The organism is Arthrobacter sp. 01L42, assembly GCF_056400005.1.
This window is the reverse complement of the sequence record NZ_JBFTSL010000014.1, coordinates 95780-114941: the sequence shown is the minus strand read 5'-3', so window position 1 is coordinate 114941 and position 19162 is coordinate 95780. Positions and strand designations below refer to the sequence as shown.

The 19162-nt window shown below is 66.4% G+C and carries 16 protein-coding genes and 1 tRNA gene; 10 read left to right on the top strand and 7 right to left on the bottom strand.

Translation table 11 applies throughout. The annotated features are described in order from the left end of the window. Nucleotides 1–10: 10 nt before the first annotated feature. On the bottom strand, nt 11–970 hold the full coding sequence (locus tag AC1DN2_RS13710) for a universal stress protein (protein WP_459383496.1): 960 nt from the start codon (nt 968–970) through the stop codon (nt 11–13). Between the two features lie 54 nt (nt 971–1024). Further along, nucleotides 1025–2413 (bottom strand): flavin monoamine oxidase family protein, encoded by a 1389-nt coding sequence (locus AC1DN2_RS13705; protein WP_476850726.1) that lies wholly within the window; start codon nt 2411–2413, stop codon nt 1025–1027. 194 nt (nt 2414–2607) lie between these two features. Here AC1DN2_RS13705 and AC1DN2_RS13700 point away from each other — a divergent pair, with 194 nt between their 5' ends. Next, nucleotides 2608–3300 (top strand): TetR/AcrR family transcriptional regulator, encoded by a 693-nt coding sequence (locus AC1DN2_RS13700; protein WP_476850718.1) that lies wholly within the window; start codon nt 2608–2610, stop codon nt 3298–3300. Between the two features lie 224 nt (nt 3301–3524). On the opposite strand, the gene AC1DN2_RS13695 is transcribed toward AC1DN2_RS13700, so the two are convergent. Beyond that, nucleotides 3525–3607, bottom strand: a tRNA-Leu gene (locus tag AC1DN2_RS13695). Nucleotides 3608–3991: 384 nt separating this feature from the next. Between AC1DN2_RS13695 and AC1DN2_RS13690 the strand changes: the two genes are divergently transcribed. Genes AC1DN2_RS13690 through pknB form a run of 7 tightly spaced genes read left to right on the top strand, consistent with a single transcriptional unit; the run spans nt 3992 to nt 13748 of the window. After that, nucleotides 3992–4741, top strand: coding sequence for an FhaA domain-containing protein (locus AC1DN2_RS13690; protein WP_223914854.1), 750 nt, complete (start codon nt 3992–3994; stop codon nt 4739–4741). Further along, a complete protein-coding gene (locus AC1DN2_RS13685; protein ID WP_018775647.1) occupies nt 4738–5220 on the top strand; it encodes an FHA domain-containing protein FhaB/FipA in 483 nt (160 codons plus the stop codon). The genes AC1DN2_RS13690 and AC1DN2_RS13685 overlap by 4 nt, the downstream gene beginning before the upstream one ends. Nucleotides 5221–5222: 2 nt before the next feature. Next, entirely contained in the window at nt 5223–7031 is a 1809-nt protein-coding gene (locus AC1DN2_RS13680) for a PP2C family protein-serine/threonine phosphatase (protein WP_476850717.1), read from the top strand. Beyond that, entirely contained in the window at nt 7028–8473 is a 1446-nt protein-coding gene (locus AC1DN2_RS13675) for an FtsW/RodA/SpoVE family cell cycle protein (RefSeq protein ID WP_476850716.1), read from the top strand. The genes AC1DN2_RS13680 and AC1DN2_RS13675 overlap by 4 nt, the downstream gene beginning before the upstream one ends. Continuing rightward, nucleotides 8470–9927: a peptidoglycan D,D-transpeptidase FtsI family protein gene (locus AC1DN2_RS13670; protein WP_476850715.1), complete on the top strand. Its 1458-nt coding sequence runs from the start codon at nt 8470–8472 to the stop codon at nt 9925–9927. Before AC1DN2_RS13675 ends, AC1DN2_RS13670 begins: the two co-directional genes overlap by 4 nt. Next, entirely contained in the window at nt 9924–11768 is a 1845-nt protein-coding gene (locus tag AC1DN2_RS13665) for a protein kinase domain-containing protein (RefSeq protein WP_476850714.1), read from the top strand. Before AC1DN2_RS13670 ends, AC1DN2_RS13665 begins: the two co-directional genes overlap by 4 nt. Nucleotides 11769–11774: 6 nt before the next feature. After that, nucleotides 11775–13748, top strand: a complete 1974-nt coding sequence (gene pknB / locus AC1DN2_RS13660; protein ID WP_476850713.1) for a Stk1 family PASTA domain-containing Ser/Thr kinase — start codon at nt 11775–11777, stop codon at nt 13746–13748. Nucleotides 13749–13811: 63 nt separating this feature from the next. On the opposite strand, the gene AC1DN2_RS13655 is transcribed toward pknB, so the two are convergent. Both AC1DN2_RS13655 and AC1DN2_RS13650 read right to left on the bottom strand, forming a co-directional pair. After that, nucleotides 13812–14453: an anthranilate synthase component II gene (locus AC1DN2_RS13655; RefSeq protein WP_028278232.1), complete on the bottom strand. Its 642-nt coding sequence runs from the start codon at nt 14451–14453 to the stop codon at nt 13812–13814. Between the two features lie 170 nt (nt 14454–14623). Then, on the bottom strand, nt 14624–15391 hold the full coding sequence (locus AC1DN2_RS13650; RefSeq protein ID WP_476850712.1) for a class E sortase: 768 nt from the start codon (nt 15389–15391) through the stop codon (nt 14624–14626). 177 nt (nt 15392–15568) lie between these two features. Here AC1DN2_RS13650 and AC1DN2_RS13645 point away from each other — a divergent pair, with 177 nt between their 5' ends. Together AC1DN2_RS13645 and AC1DN2_RS13640 are read left to right on the top strand one after the other, a co-directional pair. Continuing rightward, on the top strand, nt 15569–15823 hold the full coding sequence (locus AC1DN2_RS13645; RefSeq protein ID WP_028278234.1) for a cell division protein CrgA: 255 nt from the start codon (nt 15569–15571) through the stop codon (nt 15821–15823). A gap of 105 nt (nt 15824–15928) precedes the next feature. Next, nucleotides 15929–16534, top strand: a complete 606-nt coding sequence (locus tag AC1DN2_RS13640) for a DNA-3-methyladenine glycosylase I (RefSeq protein ID WP_476850711.1) — start codon at nt 15929–15931, stop codon at nt 16532–16534. 1105 nt (nt 16535–17639) lie between these two features. Here the strand turns inward: AC1DN2_RS13640 and AC1DN2_RS13635 are convergent. Further along, nucleotides 17640–18509 (bottom strand): rhomboid family intramembrane serine protease, encoded by an 870-nt coding sequence (locus tag AC1DN2_RS13635; RefSeq protein ID WP_230008395.1) that lies wholly within the window; start codon nt 18507–18509, stop codon nt 17640–17642. 9 nt (nt 18510–18518) lie between these two features. After that, nucleotides 18519–19064 (bottom strand): peptidylprolyl isomerase, encoded by a 546-nt coding sequence (locus tag AC1DN2_RS13630; RefSeq protein ID WP_026538031.1) that lies wholly within the window; start codon nt 19062–19064, stop codon nt 18519–18521. Nucleotides 19065–19162 lie beyond the last annotated feature (98 nt).

Genomic DNA, 19162 nt, shown 5'->3' with positions numbered 1-19162 from the left:
TGGTCTGCGCTCATTGTTGTGCCTCTCGGGGGGTGTCACTCGACGCTGAATGATTGAGGTGCTTGAGTTCATAGTCGCTGGGGACCACGATCATCGGCACCGGCAGGGCGCGCAGAATGCGGCCCGCTGTGCTGCCGAGGAAGATGGACCGGCCCTTGGCAAGCCGGCTGGATCCGATCAACAGGACCTCGCCGTCTTCCCAGTCCAGGCGGTCCACGGCTTCCTCGATGCTGCGCCCGTGGGCGACGACGATTTCCGTCTTCGCCTCTACCTGGGCTTCCGTCTTGGCCTCCCCCGGGACCTCCGCCTTCGCCTCCCCCGGTACTGCCGGCCCGCCGGCAGCCAGTGCGTCGGCAAGGCACTTGGCCGCATACTCCCGGGCCGCGTCGGCTGAATCGGCCGCATCGCCGTCGAGGGCCAGAAGCGACACCACCCGCAGTGGCACGTCCCGGTTCGACGCCATGCCTAGGGCGAATTCGAGCAGCTTCTCCGCACCGGCCCGGGTTCCGAGCCCGCAACTGATCCGGGTCAGAGCCTCCTGGCGGTGATAGCCGTGCGGTGCCAGGGCCACCGGAACGGTCGAGGCGTGGAGCAATGCACTGGCCACCGACCCGATCGTGAACCGTTTGAAGAGTCCGGTGCTGGTGGCCCCGATGATGAGCATGTCCGCGCCCAATTCCTCGGCCGCCTCGATCAGTGCGTGCGCGTCGGAATCATGGCTGCGGATGTGTGCCTGCGCCGGGACACTGGATGGAACCAGCGCCAGGGCCTGGTCGAGCCACTCCTGGGCCTGCTCGGTGAGCAGATTTTCGAAGCCGGCCTTCGGCGCGAGGGCGTGCCCGGACTGCTGCACTTCGGGCACCACCAGCACAAGGTCCAGGCTCGCCCCCCGCCCGAGCGCCAGGGAGACGGCCAGATTGACCGCATCATGGCCCCTGGCATTGGCTGAATACCCCACTACGTAACGCATCTGGCCGCTCTCCTAACTGAACTGGACTGCATTCAACTGAATTGTTGGGATTTTCTACGAGGCGACGGACGCACGGTCCGCAGCAGCGACGATCCGGGCCGCCGTGAGCTGCCCCATCCGGACGGCGCCGTCAACATGCTGGTAGCCCTCGGCCGCAAGATCCGAGCAGGACCAATAGATCGGCCCGACCGGCGTCAGCTGGTCCTTGCCGTAGCGGTGCAGTCCGCCAAGGTCGTAGCTGGCGGCGTAAGCCCCCCGGGTCCATTCCTCCGAACCCCAGTCGGACTCGTAGTAAACCTCGGGATCCAGGGCCTTTTCGCCGAGGAAGGACGCAATCGACTCGAGGATGGCGCGGCGGCGGTCCTCCGCGCTGAGCTCGAACATGGCGTCGGCCTTCTCATCCGAGACAAAGCCCACCAGCGTGCCGCGCGGGTCCTCGTGGTTGGTGTTGTCGTAGACCTCCTGCACAATGGCGCCGGCGCCGAAGGCCGTTCCGGACAGGCCGTCTTCGCGCCAGAACGGGCTGCTGTAGACGGCGTGGACCTTGATGACCAGGCCGAGTGACTGGTGCTGGTGCATCTGGTGCTGGCGGCGGGGCAACGGCGGGTTAAAGGACACCCGGGTGTAGAGGTTCGGCGGCACGGCCATGATGACGAAACGTGCGTTCACCGTGGCCCGGTCGGAGACGGCAGTGACACGGTAGCCTCCGCTCGCGTCATTGGCCCAGTTGATGGTGCGGACCGGGCTGCCGAGGACGACGTCGTCGCCCAGTTCCGCGGCCTGCAGCAGCGAAACCTGCTGCATCCCGCCGACAACCCGCTTGTCCAGGATGAAGTCCTCATCCGTGAGGTTGGTGAAGGACCCCGCCGAGGCAGCCATGAGGACGGCCTGCAGGGCGGAGAAGGCGTGGGCCGGTTTGGTCAGCATGCCGCCGGCGATGAACAGGCCGATGTTGTTGCAGGCTTCCTCATCTGTTGAGTTCTGCCGCAGCCAATGGTGAAAGGAGATGGTGTCCAGCTCGCGGGCCTTGGGGTGGGCCCACGGCTCCTCGGGAACCATCTCCGCGGCCAGGGAGTCCAGCAGTGCCGTGAGCTTGTCCATTTCGACGGCGGTGGTTTCGCTGACCGGGAAGGTGTCACCGGTGTACAGGGTGCGCCTGCCGTCCGCGCCAATGTAGACGGATTCGCCGTCGCGGTAGCGGGAATAGGTCTGCAGTCCGAGCTCATCCAGGAGCCCCAGGAGCCCGGTCTGGTCCGGCGAAACCCACTGGCCGCCGATCTCGAGCATGGCCCCGTCAACCGTGTCGGTCCAGGTCCGGCCGCCCACGCGGTCCCGCGCCTCGAGCACCGCCACACTGAGTCCGGCCTTTTTCAGCTCGCGGGCGGCGGTCAAGCCTGACGGGCCGGCTCCTACGATGACGACGTCGCGGTCAAGTTCCAGCATGATGTTCCTCCCCGTGGCCGCTAGAGTGATGCGGACCACAAAATGAATGGCGTTCATTTAGAATGATAGACCTTCCACACGCTTCGGGGAAGACCCTCCGCCTAATGAATTTCGCCCGTAAAGTAGGGGCAGAACGGGCTCACCCCGAACCCGCCAGCCAAACTGAGAAGCCAAGCAGAGAAGAAAGGCCCGGAATGACGGCAGCAACCAGCGCCCCCGCCGATCCGCACGGCCCCGCAGCCAGGCCCCGCCGCCGTGCGGGACGGCCCGCCGCGGCAGTGCTGGACCAGAACGGCATCACCGTGGCGGCCCTGCAGCTGATTGGCAAGAGCGGCTACGACGGGTTCACCATGGCTGCCCTGGCGCGGACCCTCAACGTGGCTCCCTCGGCGCTGTACAACCATGTCTCGTCCAAACGGGACGTGCTGGTCCTCGTCCAGGACCACTTGACCTCGTTCGTGGACGTCACCGCCTTCGAGGCCGGGGACTGGGAACAGGCCGTGAGGGATTGGGCCTGGAGCTACCGCGACGTATTTTCCAAGCACACCCCACTGATTCCCGTCATTGCCGTACTGCCCGTGACCGACGCGCCCAAGACACTGGCCATGTATGAGGCCGTCAGTGCCGGTTTCAGCCGCGCAGGCTTTCCGCAGGAGCGCATTGTCCCGGCCATTGTCGCGATCGAATCGTTCATCTTTGGCTCCGCCTACGACGTCACGGCACCCGCGGACATCTTCGATTCCGGCACCATGGCCGCGTCGACACCGCATTTCACCGCCGCCGTCCAGCGCCTGGCCGAGGAAGGCCATGAAAAACCGGCCGACGTCGCCTTCAAGCTGGGACTCGAGGCACTCCTCGCCGGGCTCGGGGCACTGCGGGCAGCCTAGCGGTCTTGCCGCGTGCTCTTGCCGCGTGGTCCGCTGCTGCGGAGTCCGCTGCTGCGGAGTTTCCCCACTTTTGACGGACCGGCGCCGCCCCACACCGGTGTGTCGGCGCAACACGCCGGGCCAAGCCTTCGAATGTGGGGAAACCGGGAAACCCCGACGCCGGCTGCCCCCGTGCGGGTTAAACAAAAGAACCCCGGTCCAAGACCGGGGTTCTTTCGATTGCGTGCGCGAGGGGGGATTTGAACCCCCACGCCCTTTCGGACACTGGCACCTGAAGCCAGCGCGTCTGCCGTTCCGCCACTCGCGCGCAACTTCTTCCACTCGGATAGGGCCGGTTTCCCGGACCGCCAACCTCGTAAAAGCAGCGAGATCAAGCATAACGGACAATTGCCGGAAAACACCAATCGAGCCCCAGAGCCCCCTGAATGGGGTCGTTTGCCGGCCACGCTTGCCCCGCGGCCGGGCGTCAAGCGGGGACCCGCCGCGGCAGTCCCGGCGGCGGTGTCCGCGCACGTCAGGGCGCGGCGGGCACTCATTTTGACGTCGCCCCGGCGGCGTCCGTTGAGGCCATTCCCAGACACGCCCAGTAGTATCTGATGTAGGAGTGTCCGCTGAGCGCGGGCTCGCAAAAGTTGGAAACCGAGTTCCGGAACGAACGCTGCCCCGCAGCCAACAGGAAAGGAGAAGGACCATGGGATTGCTGGACAAAGTCGAGCGCGGCATCGAAAAGGCCGTCCGCGGAGTCTTCTCCACCGGTTCCCGCGCCCAGGTTGAGCCTGTCGAGATCGCGAGCCGCCTCCGCACCGAGGTGGACAACAAGGCCATCACGATCGCCGCGGGACGCACCCTGGCCCCTAACGTTTTTGACGTACTCCTCAGCAGCGAGGACTTCCAGCGCGCCCAGGAATGGGGCACACCGCTCGCGGAGGAACTGTGCGACGTCGTCATCAACCATGTCCGCAGCCAGGGCTACACCCTCCAGGGCCCGGTCCGGATCAGTTTCCGCCGCGATGAGGAGCACCGCGCCGGGAATTTCGACATCACCTCGCGGACCGAGAAAGCCTCCGCCCCTTCCGTCCCGGCGCAGCCGGGTATTCACGGCAACGTACCCGCGGCTCCGACACGCCAGCCGGCGCAGCTTCAGCCTGTGCTGGACATCGACGGCCAGCGCTATTCGCTGAACGCGCCCTCAATCGTCCTCGGACGGTCCTCCGAAGCAGACATCCTTATTGACGACACCGGCGTTTCGCGCCGCCACCTGGAAATCCGGACGGGGCCTGGTACGGCCCAGGCGATCGATCTCGGCTCCACGAACGGCAGCTACGTCAACGGCCAAAAGATCGTGGGCAGTTCGGATCTTGCTGACGGCGCCACGATCATGATGGGACGAACCAAAATCATCTTCCGCCTACTGCCCGCCCACCCAGGCGGCCACGCATGAGCGAATTGACCATCACGGCCCTGCGTTTCGGGTTCCTCATCCTCCTGTGGGTGCTGATCTTCAGCATTGTCTCGGCCATGCGCCGAGACCTGATGATCGGCCGCAAGGCGGCGGCCGGTGCCCCCACGGCACGCCAGGTGCGCAAGAATCCTTCCCTTGCCGAACCGCCGCCCGCCCCCGTCAAACAGCAGGCCCGCCAGCTGATCGTGACCGAGGGACCGTTGAAGGGCACCACCATCGCCCTCGCGGCGAGCCCCATCCTCCTTGGCCGGGCACAGGAAGCCACCCTGGTCCTGGAGGACGACTACGCCTCGGGCCGCCATGCCCGCCTGTTCCCGCAGGGCAGCCGCTGGTTCATCGAGGACCTCGGCTCCACTAATGGCACGTATCTGGCAGACCAGCAGCTGACCCGGGCCCTCCCGGTGGAGCTGGGCGTCCCCGTGAGAATCGGCAAGACGGTCATCGAATTGAGGCCGTAGCCGTGGCTGCCCCGGAATTTCCCGCAGACAGGGCCGAAGGCAAGCCAACTGCCCCGAAGCGGCCGCTCATCATGCGCTACGCCGCGCGGTCAGACGTCGGCCGCATACGCGCCAAGAATGACGACTCCGCCTACGTCGGCCGGCACCTCGCCGTCGTTGCCGACGGCATGGGTGGCCATGCCGGCGGCGACGTCGCCTCCGCCGCGACCGTCCTGGACATGATCCACCTGGACCATGACGACTACGACGGCGACGCCGGGACCGTCCTCGCCGACGAAATCCAGACGGCCAACTCCCTGCTGTCCGAACTGGTGCACATGAATCCCAAGCTCGCCGGGATGGGCACCACGGTCACGGCCCTGCTCCTCGCCGAAGGAAAGCTCCACTTCGCCCACATCGGCGACTCCCGGGCCTACCGGCTGCGCGACGGCGACTTCGAACAGGTCAGTGTCGACCACACCTTTGTCCAGCGGCTCATCGATGAGGGCAGGCTCCGCCCCGAAGAGGCCGAAACGCATCCGCACAAGAACGTCCTCATGCGCGTGCTGGGCGACGTCGATGCCAGCCCGGAGCTGGATCTTGACACACTGGCAGTCCAGGCCGGGGAACGATGGTTGCTCTGCTCGGACGGCCTGAACTATGTGGCCGGCCACGTCGTGGAGCGCACCGTCCGGGAGACGAAGGACCTGGGCGAATGCGCCGAACTGCTGATTGAACTCACGCTGGAGGCCGGCGCCCCGGACAACGTGACCGTGGTGGTACTCGACATCGCCGAGCCGACACGCGATGACGTCCGGACCGCCGCCGTCGACGTCGTACCCGCGCCCGCAGCGGCCGCCGGGACGTCAGCGCCCGCCCCGGCCGGACCCCTGGCCGGGACCCTGGCCGGCAGCACCGTTGGTGCCGCGAAAACCCCCGGCGAGTCCGTAAACGAGTCCGTAAAGAAGGACAACTCCGCCCAGGACACCGGGCCCGACGCGCTGGCCGCCGCGGCAGGAGCCTCGGGGCCGCCGGCCGACCCGGCCCCAGGGTCCCCGGCCGACGGCACGGCGCCGGCCGCCGCCACACAGAAGGCCGCCGAGGGCAAGGAACCCGAGACCACCACCGACCCGCATCTGGGCGAACACCTCTCGGCCGAAGTCCTGCGGGAAGAACTCTCCATGCGCCCGCACGAACTTGTCGGGGCCGCCGCCGCAGCAGCGGAATCAGGGTCCATTCCTTCCATCGCCGGACGCACCGTGGCCCGGCGCGCGGCCACGGTCCTCACGCACAAGTCCGAACAGGACCGCGAGGAGGCAGACGACTTCAGGCCCGCCGGACGGCCGCGCCGGTGGCTTACCGTATCCATTGCCGCCGCGATCGTCGCGCTGCTGGCCGTCGGACTCTGGCTTGGCTACGCCTGGACCCAGACGCGCTACTACATCGGCGAACACGATCAGCATGTGGCCATCTTCAACGGCGTCTCCCAGCGTCTCGGACCCATCCAGCTTTCCACTCTCGAAGCGGTAACCGATATCAAGATGTCCGACCTTCCCGAATTTTCGCAGCAGCGGGTGCGCCAGACTGTGCCCGCCCGCGACCTCTACGACGCGCAGCGGATCGTCAAAAACCTGGAACGCACCGGCACGACCGCCCCGGCCGATGAATGCCTCACCCCGTCCCCCGCAGCGACGGCCGCCGGTGCCACCCCCTCCCCCGGCACCACGGCCAAGCCGGGCTCCACGGCGTCGCCAAGTGCCACAGCCTCCCCTGGAGCGGCCAAGCCGTCGCCATCCGCCACCCCGACTACGAATTGCGAGGGGGCCAAATGACACCCATCGACCCCGTGCCCAGGCCACGACGAAACGTGGAGCTTGTCCTCCTGGTCCTCGCCCTCGCCGTAGGGATTGGTGCCCAGGCACTCGTGGGCGTGGACCGGCAAAAAGCGTTTGACACCGACTTCTGGTTCCAGTCCGGACTCCTGGCGTTGGCCGCCCTCGCCTTCCATGTGGTGCTGCGGCTCCGCGCAAAATATGCCGACCCGGTAATACTTCCGCTCGTGGTCGCCCTTAACGGGCTGGGCCTGGCCATGATCCACCGGCTGGACAGGGTGGGCGAAGACACCGGCAACAACCAGCTGCGCTGGACCCTGGTGGCCATGGCGGTCGCGATCGCGGTCATTTGGTTCCTCAAGGACCACCGGATCCTGCGCCGCTTCACCTATATCTCCCTGGCCATCAGCGCCGTGCTCCTCATCCTGCCGCTGGTTCCCGGCGTCTCCGCCGGAGAGGTCCTGGGTGCCAGCGTCTGGATCAAGATCGGTTCCATGACCTTCCAGCCGGGTGAAATCGCCAAGATCACGCTGGCCATCTTCTTTGCCGGCTATCTGTCGTCGAACCGGGACCTCATCCTGCTGGCGGGCCGCAAGATCGGCCCGGTGCAGTTCCCGCGGTTCAAGGACATGGGCCCCATGATCACCGCCTGGCTCGTGAGCATCGGCGTGCTGGTCTTCCAGCGTGACCTGGGATCCTCGATCCTGTTCTTCGGCCTGTTCCTCGTCATGATCTACGTCGCCACGAGCCGCATCAGCTGGGTGATCATCGGCCTCGTGCTGATTGCCGTCGGCGGCGTCGTCGCTGCCCGCGTGTTCTCGCACGTGGCCCTGCGGATCGACGGCTGGCTCAACGCGTTCACCGATGAGGTCTACGGCCGGCAGTTCGGCGGCAGCCTCCAAATTGTCGAGGGCCTGTTCGGCATGGCCAACGGCGGCCTGGTCGGCACCGGCCTCGGCCAGGGCCGGCCCAACCTCGTCCCCTTCGCCAACAGCGACATGATCATCGCCTCCTTTGGTGAGGAACTGGGCCTGATCGGCGTCTTCGCGATCGTCCTGATGTACCTGCTGCTGTTCACCCGGGGCTTCCGCGCCGCGCTGGGCACCCGTGACGCGTTCGGCAAACTGCTCGCCACCGGGCTCTCCTTCGCGATCGCGCTGCAGTGCTTTGTGGTGATCGGCGGCGTGACGCGCCTGATCCCCCTGACCGGACTTACGACGCCGTTCCTCGCTGCCGGCGGGTCCTCGCTCCTGGCGAACTGGATCATTGTGGGTCTGCTGCTCATGATTTCGCACTCTGCGCGCGGCCCGGTGGATACAACGCCGTTGCCGCCCGGCCAGGAACCCGGTGCGCGCAAGAACTTCCCCGTGCTGCCTGCCAAACCGGCGCCGGATCCCCGTAACAGTCCCGACGCACCCACCGAGGCGGTGAAACAGCTGTGAACCAGGCCATCCGCAATTCATGGATTGCCGCCATCGCGATGTTCGTGCTGATCTTCGGCGCGCTCAGCTATGTGCAGGTGGTTGGCGCCGACGAGCTTAAGGCCAACGCTTGGAACAGGCGCGCCATCCTGCAGAACTACTGCAACGACCGCGGTGCGATCATTGTCGGCGGCACCCCGGTGGCAGAGTCCGTGCCCGCCACGGAAAGCTGCAAATTCCAGCGGACTTACTCCCAGCCCGAACTCTACGCGGGCGTCACCGGCTACTTCTCCAAGAACTACGGCCTCACCGGACTCGAGAAGTCCATGAACGATGTCCTGGCCGGCAGCTCGGACCAGCAGTTCCTGGACCGGGTGGGCCAGTTGTTCCTCGGCAACCAGCCCAAGGGCGCGTCCGTGGAGCTTACCCTGGACCCCAAGCTCCAGAAGCTGGCGTACGACCTCATCCCGGACGGCATTCGCGGGCACATCGTGGTCACCAACCCGAAGACCGGCGCGGTCCTGGCCATGGTGTCCAAACCGTCCTATGACCCCAACCTGATTGCCACCCAGGACGCTGCCGCCGAACAGGCCAACTACACCGAGCTGAACCAGGTCCCCGGGATCAACCTGAACCAGAACGTCTCTGGACCCACGGGCGAGCTGCTGGCACCGGGATCGGTGTTCAAGCTCATCGACACCTCTGCGGCGCTGAAATCGGGCAAGTACAACAAGGACAGCGACCTGCCCAACCCGGCCGAGATGTCCTTCCCCGGCATCGACTACAAGCTGCCCAACTACGCGGGCGGCAACTGCTACACGCGCACGACGGCGTCGTTCGCGTTTGCCCTGCAGCAGTCATGCAACACACCGTTCGCCAGCATCGCCCTGGACCTGAAGCAGAAAGCCATCGCGGACGAGGCGGAGAAATTCGGCTTCGGCCAGGACTTCGGCGACCAGCTCAAGCTGGACAGTGCCCCAAGCTTCTTCCCGACCGAACCGCTGGACGACGCCGGGCTGGCGCAGTCCTCGATCGGCCAGCGCGACGTCCGCGCCACGCCGCTGCAGATCAACACCATGACGGCGGCGATCGCCAACGACGGAGTGCAGATGCAGCCGAACCTGATCAAGGCCGTACGCGCCCCCGACCTGCGGACGATCAACGAACCGAAACCCCAGGCCCTGCGCACCGCCACGACTCCGGAGATCGCACGGCAGATCAACGAGTGGATGGTCAGCGTTGTCGACGACGGCATCGCACACCGTGCGGCCGTGCCCGGTGTCCAGGTGGCCGGCAAGACCGGTACCGCGGAACTCGGCAACGGCCTGAACAATTCTTGGTTTACCGGGTTTGCCCCGGCAAATGACCCGCAAGTGGCCGTCACCATCGTCATGGAAGGCGTAGACATCACCACTGGCGCAAACCTAACCAGTCCGAACGCGAAGAAGATTTTTGAGGCGGTGTTGAATAAGTGAGGCCTACTTCGGGAATCACCCTCGGCGGCAGATTCCAGCTGACCACGCGCATTGCGATCGGCGGCATGGGAGAAGTCTGGAAAGCCAAAGACCTGATCCTTGGCCGCATCGTCGCCATCAAGGTGCTCAAGGAGGAATACACGGGCGACCCCGGTTTCCTGCAGCGCTTCCGCGCCGAGGCACGCCATACCGCCCTGCTGAACCACGTGGGCATCGCCAACGTCTTCGATTACGGCGAGGAAGAGGGTTCCGCCTACCTGGTCATGGAACTGGTTCCGGGCCAGCCGCTGAGCAGCATCATCGAGCACGAACAGGTGCTTTCCCCGGACCGCACCCTTTCGATGATCGCCCAGACGGCGCGGGCCCTGGCAGTCGCCCACGCCCAGGGCCTCGTGCACCGCGACATCAAGCCGGGGAACCTGCTCATCACCCCCGACGGCCGCGTCAAGGTCACCGACTTCGGCATCGCGCGCCTGGCCGACCAGGTTCCGCTGACCCAGACCGGCCAGGTGATGGGCACCGCCCAGTACCTGGCACCCGAACAGGCCACGGGGCAGACTGCCACCGGAGCCTCGGACATCTACTCCCTCGGCGTCATCGGCTACGAGTGCCTCACGGGCCACCGGCCGTTCTCCGGGGAATCCCAGATCGCCATCGCGCTGGCCCAGGTCAACGATGCGCCTCCGCCCCTGCCGGACACGCTGCCCAGACCCGTCCGCGCCCTGCTGATGTCCATGCTGGCCAAGGATCCGAAGAACCGCCCGGCCGACGCCATCAAGCTGTCCGAGGCGGCCGAGGCCATCCGCAACGGTGATATCGCCGCCGCACACGCAGCCGTACCGGGCATGCTGCTTTTCGAGGCAGCCACCGGGCCCATCACGGCCCCCGTCGACGTCCCCACAGCGGCCACCAGCGTCATTGGCTCCAGCGCCGCAGAGGACAAGTCGACGTCGGCGACGTCCGCGCTGCCCGTCGTGGGCGCCGCCGGTGCAGGTGCAGCCGCGGGCTTGGCAGCAGGCGCTGCCGCAGCCAGCGGCTACGGCGCCCGCAACGCTCTCAACCGCGCCGATGCCCTGGCGGCCGAGCGAAGCTGGGTGCAGGAAGAGGAGGAAGAAGACTACGACGAGCCGGAGGAGGAGCCGAAGCGCCGCGGACGCAGCCCGTGGACGTGGCCGCTGATTGCGCTGATCCTGCTGGTGGTGTTCGCCCTGGTCGGTGTGGTCCTGAGCCAGGCCGGCAGCCTCTTCCCCTCGCAGGGTCCGGCCACGAGCAGTGCCACGTCCAGCATCGCGAAACCGAGCAGTGCCACGCCGTCGGCGTCGTCGGCTTCCCCGACCGAGACCCCCACCCCCACGCCCAGCTCAGCGACACCCACCGAATCCACCCCGGCCGCGGTCAACCTGATCCCGGACGCCTACCTCGGGCGGCCGTACAACGATGTCCGCAATGAGCTGATTGGCAAGGGGCTGCAAGTCACCGGTGTCGAGGTCGTCAACGACGCGACGCCAGGCACCGTCACCAACATCGATCCCTCCGGTGCCGTCCAGCCGGGCACCACCATCACGGTCAGCTACTCCAAGGGCCCGGAAATGGTCGACGTCCCGTCCATCAAGGCGGGCGCCAGCGAGGCTGAAGTCCAGCAGGCAATCCAGGACGCCGGGCTGCGCTGGGCCAAGGGAGCCGACGTCAGTCCCACGAACAAGAAGGAAGATCCGGGCACTTTCGTGAGCTCGCAGCCTCCTTCCGGGTCCAAAGTGACCGCGGGAAGCGTCGTGACCTACCACCTCGCCAAGGCCACGGCCGCATCCCCTTCACCTTCAGCTACCAAGTCCGGACCCTAAACGATCATGAGCAATACACCCCGCACTCCGTCGCACAGGGAGGAACGCCCGGCGAACACGCAGCGCGTCCTCAGCGGGCGCTATGAGCTGGGTGAGCTGATCGGCCGTGGCGGCATGGCGGATGTTTTCCGCGGCCTCGATACCCGGCTGGGACGTACCGTGGCCGTCAAGCTGCTGCGCCCGGACCTGGCCCGGGATCCGCAGTTCCAGGCCCGCTTCAAGCGCGAGGCCCAGGCTGTCGCGGCACTCAACCACCCCTCGATCGTGGCTGTCTTCGACACCGGGGACCACGCGGTCCCCGGTGACCACGACGACAGCGTCCGGGTGCCCTACATCGTGATGGAGTTCGTTTCCGGCAAGACCATCCGCGACATGGTGCGGGCCAAGGACGTCACCATCGACCAGGCGATCGACTTCACCCTGGGCGTGCTGTCCGCGCTCGATTACAGCCACAAGGCCGGGATCGTGCACCGCGACATCAAGCCCGCCAACGTGATGTTTTGCCCCGATTCAAACAGCGTCAAGGTCATGGACTTCGGAATCGCCCGCGCCATTGCGGATTCGTCCGCCACCATGACACAGACGCAGGCCGTCGTCGGCACGGCGCAGTACCTGTCCCCGGAACAGGCGCGGGGCGAAGCCGTCGACGCGCGCAGCGACCTGTACTCCGCCGGATGCCTTCTCTACGAGATGCTGACCGGCCGGCCGCCCTTCATCGGCGACAGCCCCGTCTCCGTGGCCTACCAGCACGTTCGCGAGATCCCCGAGCCCGCCAGCAGCCTCAATCCCGAAGTCTCCGCCGCGCTGGACAGCGTGTTGATGAAGGCCCTGCAGAAGAACCGCGCCGACCGTTTCCAGGACGCCGCCGCCTTCCGCCGCGCCCTGCGGGCCGCGCGCAGCGGCGTTCCGGTGACGGCGCCGTCCGCCAGCGAGGCCCCCACCGACCCCACCAACGAGGTTCCCCGGCACGACCCCCTGGCGCCCACGGCAGCTTTCTCCCTGACCGGCGCCAAGTTCCTCGACGATTCCCCCGGCGGCCGGCTGCGGCCCGCCGAAGAAATACCCGACGACGAGGAAGTGCTGCAGCCGGCTGGCACCGAACTCTATGGCATTGCGGACACCGGCAGCCTGCCGCTGGCGCTGCCGGTCGAACGCGAGCACACCCCGCGCCAGAAGACGCGCCGCCGCACCTGGATCGCGACGCTCGTGGTCCTCACACTGCTGGTGCTGGCCGGCGGCGGCCTGTGGCTGTACAACCTCATGAATCAGGCCCCGCCGCAGGCAACCAAGGTACTGGTTCCCACGGTGACGTCCCTGACGGAATCAGAGGCCCTGCAAAGGCTGTACAACGCAGGTTTCAAGCCACAGCTCCAACGGCTGCAGCACGAGAGCATTCCCAAAGGCACCGCGATTGGCACCGTGCCGACGTCGGGGAGTTCCATGGACGCCAACTCGGACATCATCCTCAACATCTCCGAGGGCCCCAGCGCGATCACCATCCCGACGGACCTGCCCGGCCGGACCGAGGCGGCAGCCCGCGATCTTCTCCACCAAACGGGGCTGACTGGCGCCCTCACCACCAAGATGTCCAACAACCCCACCGTTCCGGTCGGCATTGTCATCACCACCAACCCGGCCCCGGGCCAGGTTGTGGCCGTGGCGGACGCGGTCGAAATCGTCGTCTCCACCGGCAAGGTGGCTGTGCCGCAGCTGATCGGGCTGCCGCTGGCGGAGGCGGAGGCGAAACTGAAGGAACAGGGCCTGGTGCTCAAGGCCACCGAGGTGGAGAACTCCCAGGTGGCTCCGGGCAAGGTGACAGGCCAGGCCGATGCCGCGGATTCGCTCGTCGAACAGGGCAAGACCATTACCGTGACCGTGGCGAAGGCACCGGCGCCGCCGCCGCCCCCGCCGTCGCCCACGCCGACGCCGACGAAGAGCGCGTCCAAAGAGGACGCGGCCCTGGGCGGACTGTTCCCCTAACCCGGTCGGGAAAAACCTAAGGTGCCGGCTACCGCCGCGCCCGAGCTTCCAGTGCCTGCCGGGTCAGTGCTTGATGAGCGGGCTCAGGTCCGCTGCCCGTTCGGCAGCGCCCGCCATGCCCAGCGACTCCAGCCAGTTGCCGAGCATCTGGTAGCCGCCTTCGGTCAGGACGGATTCCGGGTGGAACTGGACGCCGCACAGCGGAGCGGTGCGGTGCTGCAGGCCCATCACCACACCGGTGCCCGTTTCCGCGGTGATCTCCAGGACCTCCGGGATGCTCTCGCGGACAGCGGCCAGCGAATGGTAGCGGGTGGCCGTGAGGGGCGACGGGAGCCCCGCAAAGACGCTGGTTCCATGGTGTTCGACGAGGGAAGTCTTGCCGTGCATCAGTTCGGGAGCGTGCGTCACGGTTCCGCCGTAGGCCTCCGCCAGCGCCTGGTGCCCCAGGCAGACACCCAGCATGGGCTTGTCGTGGCTGCCGCACCACTTGATCAGCTCAATGCAGACGCCGGCCCCGGCTGGATTCCCCGGACCGGGAGAGATAAGGACCCCGTCCCGCGCCTCGGCCATTTCGATCGCCTCGGCGAGCGTGACGTCGTCGTTGCGGACTACGGTGGTCTCCGCACCGAGCTCCTGGAGATAGCCGACCAGGGTGTAGACAAAGCTGTCGTAGTTGTCTACGACCAGGATCTTCGTTGTGCTCATGGGTGCCTTGCCGAACCAATCGTTGAATCTGTTAACTGGGTGAATTGCGCCAGCCAGGGAAAAAGGAACTGAACCATCAATACCAGTGCTCCGGCCGCCAGCACCAGCGCGGTCGCAATCCTGAGCCACAAGGGCCCGGGAAGGCGGCGGAAAAGCCAGCCATACATTCGTCAGCCTTCCCCGGCCGCGCGGGCCGCCCGGGAAATTTCAGCGGGCGGTCCAGCCGAAAGGGACTGCCACCGCTCCAGCAGGGCGTAGGCCACAAGACGTTCCTCGGAGCCTAACCGCGGGTTGCAGCTCGTCATGGTCAGGTAGCTCTCTGTCGGCGCGGCGCCCGGCCGCATCGGCACCGGCAACAGCACATCGGTCCGCGAGGGGAGGACTGTCTGGCTGTTCCGGAACACGTAGACATAGTAGCCCTCACGGGTCTGGACGTAGATCCGGTCCCCGGGCACCAGGGCGTCGATATGGTCCAGGACGGCGCCGTGGGTCTGCCGGTGCCCTGCCAGGGCGAAGTTTCCCGCAGCCCCTGGCATGGCCGTGCCCTGATAGTGCCCGATGCCCAGAGTGTCCAACACCGCCGGAGTGGTTCCCTGAACGATTGGACGCGTGTATCCGGCGCCGAAACGGGGAACATACAGGATGCCGATGGTCGCGCCCTCGGCCGGTTCGGGCGCGTCGGCGGGATCCGGGGCAACAGCCGACGGCAGAGGCGGCGCTGCGGGAGCGGCTGTTCCAATCCCGCGGGCAAAGTCGTGCACCGCCTCGCGCTGCCGGGCGTCGGAGGCCACATTCGTCCACCACAACTGCCAGGCTACAAAGAGCAGGACAATGACGCCCACGGTCAGGAGCAGCTCGCCCGCGACGTGGATGGAGCGCAGGAGCAGCCCGCGGCGGCTGCGCGCCGTCCGGCCGGATTCCTGCTCCAACTCCAGCACTGCGGGTTCTCCTCCAGGACGGTTGCGCGGGTCCCCGGCGTGGCCGGAACTACAGCTAGAATTGTGCGACACAAGAATTCAAGCTCGACCAAGAGCACGTTGGCCGGCGGGGGCTCGCTTCCTGCAGGATACCAAGCCACGTTGGCCGCTCTTGTTCCAGCCCGCCAAGGAGGATCAGTGCCCGAGTCGAAGCCGCGTAAAAGGACTGCCCGTGTGGCCCCGCAGACTTCTGCCGCGGAGGCCTACAAGCCCAATCCGGTCTGGTTCAAGCCCGTCATGTTTGGCCTGATGATCATTGGCCTGCTGTGGATCATCACGTTCTACATCACAGAGGGCGCCTTCCCGGTTCAGGCTTGGGGCTCGTTGAACATCGTCGCCGGCTTCGGAATCGCGATCATCGGCTTCCTGATGACCACACGCTGGCGTTCCTGACACCAGGCCCGCGCGGCGCAGATCCCTGACGGGCCGGTACACACAGTGTGCCGGCCCGTCGCCGTTAACCCACAGCACTAGTCCCGGCCCAGCGAAGGAATCCAGATGACCCCGGCAGTAAACGGCTCGACCATTGGCGACGACGGACTGGCGCGGCCGGCGTGGGCCGCCGTGGATCCCATGCTGCGCGAGTATTACGACTCCGAGTGGGGCATGCCCGTCCGGGACGAACAGGGCCTCTACGAACGCATCAGCCTCGAGGGATTCCAGGCGGGGCTTTCGTGGGCGACAATCCTGCGCAAGCGGCCCGCTTTCCGCGCGGCGTTCAAGGAGTTCGACCCGGAACTGGTGGCGCGCTTCACGGACGCCGATGTGGAGCGGCTCATGCTCGATGCCGGGATCGTCCGGAACCGGCTGAAGATCCAGGCAACCATCACCAATGCCCGCGCTACTCTGGCGTTGAGGGACGACGGCGGCCTGGTTGACTTCGTATGGGCGTTCCAGCCGCCCGCCACACCCCGGCCGAACTCCCTGGATGAGGTCCCCACCACCTCGGCCGAGTCCGTCGCGCTCTCCAAGGCGCTGCGCAAGAAGGGCTTCGCCTTCGTGGGGCCCACCACGATGTTCGCGCTCATGGAGGCCATCGGAATGGTCGACACCCATCTGCTGGACAGCCACCGGCGCGGGTCATCGGGCGTCTGGCCGCAGTGACCCGGCGGTGACCCGGCGAGGTCCCGCCTCATTATCCACGGCTGTGCACAAGTCTGGGGAAACTTATCCACACTGTTCATAAGTTTCCGGGTCTTCATGCGGTTCAGCCGGGTTCGGCGGCCACAGCGGGGCGCAAAGCCACTGTTGAGATCCCCGGCCGGTCCTGAATTACACTGCTGTAAGTTATTAACAGTGTGGATTTCCTGTGGACAAGTTCCCTGATCCCGGCAACAGGCCGCGGATGGCACCGCGGTCCCGCCGCACGGCCGGCTCACGGCAGCCTCGGGGCAGGCCGCCCGCCCGCCGTTGTGGCCCGTCCCGACCACAGCTGCACCGGACGAGTTATCCACTTAATAACAGCCCACTACCCACAAGTTATCCACAGCTGGGGATAACAGCCGGCGCATCGGAGCCGCAACCCCCTCTGCCGGGCCATGAGCCGGGTTGAATCCCGCGGATGCTCAGACCATCAAGTTATTAACACTGTGAATAACCCTGTTGAAACACACACCGCGGCCGTCCCACGGCCCGTCGCGACCTGCCGCCGCCGCGCGCGGGCCCTGTGGGGGCGACGGCGCTGGGAGAACGTCGGGGAGACGCGGCGCCGCCTGGAGGTCCTGAGGCACCGGTCCCTGGTGTGCCCGTGGCACCGTTCTGTGGAGTACTCCCTGGGGTGCCCGCGGCGCACGGCCGGAACAGGGCTGGTGCCGCCCGGCGCCAGGCAACAGGGCCTGGGCGGGCACAGTTGTCCACTTACTCACAGGGCAACCCACAGAAGTTATCCACAGGTGTGGAGATCGGGTCGGCAGCATCGCCTGCAAGCTGGATAATCGCCAGCCCGGGCGGTCAGAACCGGGTCGTCACAGTGAACTACACGCTTGTAAGTTATTAACAATGTGGATAACCGCTGTGGAAAACTCTCGGATCCGCACCTGTGAATTCAGGTTCGGGGCGCGGCCCGGGTGTATAGGGGGAAAGACCCACAAAGCGGAGGGAACAGCCAAGGAACACCAGCGAGGGAAACACTGCAAAAGAGTGAAGGGGCCGGGCGTTCAATTCCGGCCGGTTACGGCCGATTGCGGCCGGGGACTTCGGCAGGAGCGGGCTAAGCGCCGGCGCCGGCCATCCGCACGACGGACACGGCGATCACCAGGGCCAGGACCACCGCCAGGCCGATGGCCTGCAGCAGGGTCTGCCGCGGGCCGCGGGGGGTGTAGGCAATCACGGCGGCGCTCAGGGCGCCGGTGACGAGGCCGCCAAGATGGGCCTGCCAGGCGATCTGCGGGACCATGAAGCCGATGACGCCGTTGATGGCAATCAGGACCAGGAGCTGGCGGACTTCGCCGCCGCGCTGGCGCTGGACCACCAGCAGGGCGCCAAACAGGCCGAAGATGGCGCCGGAGGCGCCGACGAGGCCCACCGGGCCGTTCAGCGGATACACCGGGGTCAGCAGGAGGAAGCCGACGGAGCCTCCGACGGCCGAGAGCAGGTAGATGGCCAGGAAGCGGGCGTGGCCCAGCAGCGGCTCGAGGATCTGGCCGAATATCCACAGCGTGTACATGTTCAGGACGATGTGGAGCAGGAATCCCTGCGAGTGCAGGAACGCCGAGGTGAGCATCCGCCACGGTTCAACGCCGGTCAGGGCGGGAGCGTAGGCCAGTTGCTGGTAAATCCCGTCGTTGGGGACTATCCACTGCAGCGCATAGACAAGGGCACACAGCGCGATGATCACGTAAGTGACCACGGGTTTGCCGGCGGTCACGGCGCCGCCGTAGACGGTCCTGACGGCCGGCGTCGTGCGCTTGGTTTCGTTGACACAGTCAACGCATTGGAATCCGACGGCGGCCGCCCGCTGGCAGTCGGGGCACGCAGGGCGCCCGCACCGCTGGCAACGCACATAGGCGGGCCGGTCCGGGTGCCTGGGGCATACCGGGACCTCTGCGGACGGCTCTGCCGCCGGAATTCCGTAGCTCATGGTGGTGGGTTAGAGCTTTTCGATGTCAATGCTGTTAATGGTGACATCCTCGACGGGGCGGTCGCCCATGCCGGTGCGGACGCCTTCGATCGCGTCGACGACCTTCTTGGATTCGTCATCGGCGACCTCACCGAAGATGCTGTGCTTGCCCTGCAGCCAGCCGGTGGGGATGGTGGTGATGAAGAACTGCGAGCCGTTGGTGCCGCGGCCCATCTGGACGCCGGCGTTGGCCATGGCCAGCTTGTACGGCTCGTTGAAAGTCAGTTCCGGGTGGATCTCATCGTCGAACTTGTAGCCCGGTCCACCGGTGCCGCGGCCCAGCGGATCGCCGGCCTGGATCATGAAGTCCTTGATGATGCGGTGGAAGATGGTGCCGTTGTAGAGCGGCGTGCCGGTCTTGTCCTCGCCCGTTTCCGGGTGGGTCCAGGCCTTCTCACCGGTGGCCAGCCCGACGAAGTTGTCGACGGTCTTCGGCGCGTGGTTGCCAAAGAGGTTGACGACGATGTCGCCGAGGCTCGTGTGGATAGTGGCTTTTGCGGTTGCGTTGGCAGTCATAGGGCCCATTCTTCCATGACGGCTACGCCCGCATAGGGCCGCACAGTCAGTTCCGCGCTGGGTGAAATCCACTGGAAATCGGCCTGAAGAATAGCCGG

Coding starts and splice junctions, on each gene's coding strand:
- AC1DN2_RS13710 (WP_459383496.1), bottom strand. CDS start 970: ATGCGTTACGTAGTGGGGTATTCAGCCAATGCCAGGGGCCATGATGCG.
- AC1DN2_RS13705 (WP_476850726.1), bottom strand. CDS start 2,413: ATGCTGGAACTTGACCGCGACGTCGTCATCGTAGGAGCCGGCCCGTCA.
- AC1DN2_RS13700 (WP_476850718.1), top strand. CDS start 2,608: ATGACGGCAGCAACCAGCGCCCCCGCCGATCCGCACGGCCCCGCAGCC.
- AC1DN2_RS13690 (WP_223914854.1), top strand. CDS start 3,992: ATGGGATTGCTGGACAAAGTCGAGCGCGGCATCGAAAAGGCCGTCCGC.
- AC1DN2_RS13685 (WP_018775647.1), top strand. CDS start 4,738: ATGAGCGAATTGACCATCACGGCCCTGCGTTTCGGGTTCCTCATCCTC.
- AC1DN2_RS13675 (WP_476850716.1), top strand. CDS start 7,028: ATGACACCCATCGACCCCGTGCCCAGGCCACGACGAAACGTGGAGCTT.
- pknB (WP_476850713.1), top strand. CDS start 11,775: ATGAGCAATACACCCCGCACTCCGTCGCACAGGGAGGAACGCCCGGCG.
- AC1DN2_RS13655 (WP_028278232.1), bottom strand. CDS start 14,453: ATGAGCACAACGAAGATCCTGGTCGTAGACAACTACGACAGCTTTGTC.
- AC1DN2_RS13640 (WP_476850711.1), top strand. CDS start 15,929: ATGACCCCGGCAGTAAACGGCTCGACCATTGGCGACGACGGACTGGCG.
- AC1DN2_RS13635 (WP_230008395.1), bottom strand. CDS start 18,509: ATGAGCTACGGAATTCCGGCGGCAGAGCCGTCCGCAGAGGTCCCGGTA.
- AC1DN2_RS13630 (WP_026538031.1), bottom strand. CDS start 19,064: ATGACTGCCAACGCAACCGCAAAAGCCACTATCCACACGAGCCTCGGC.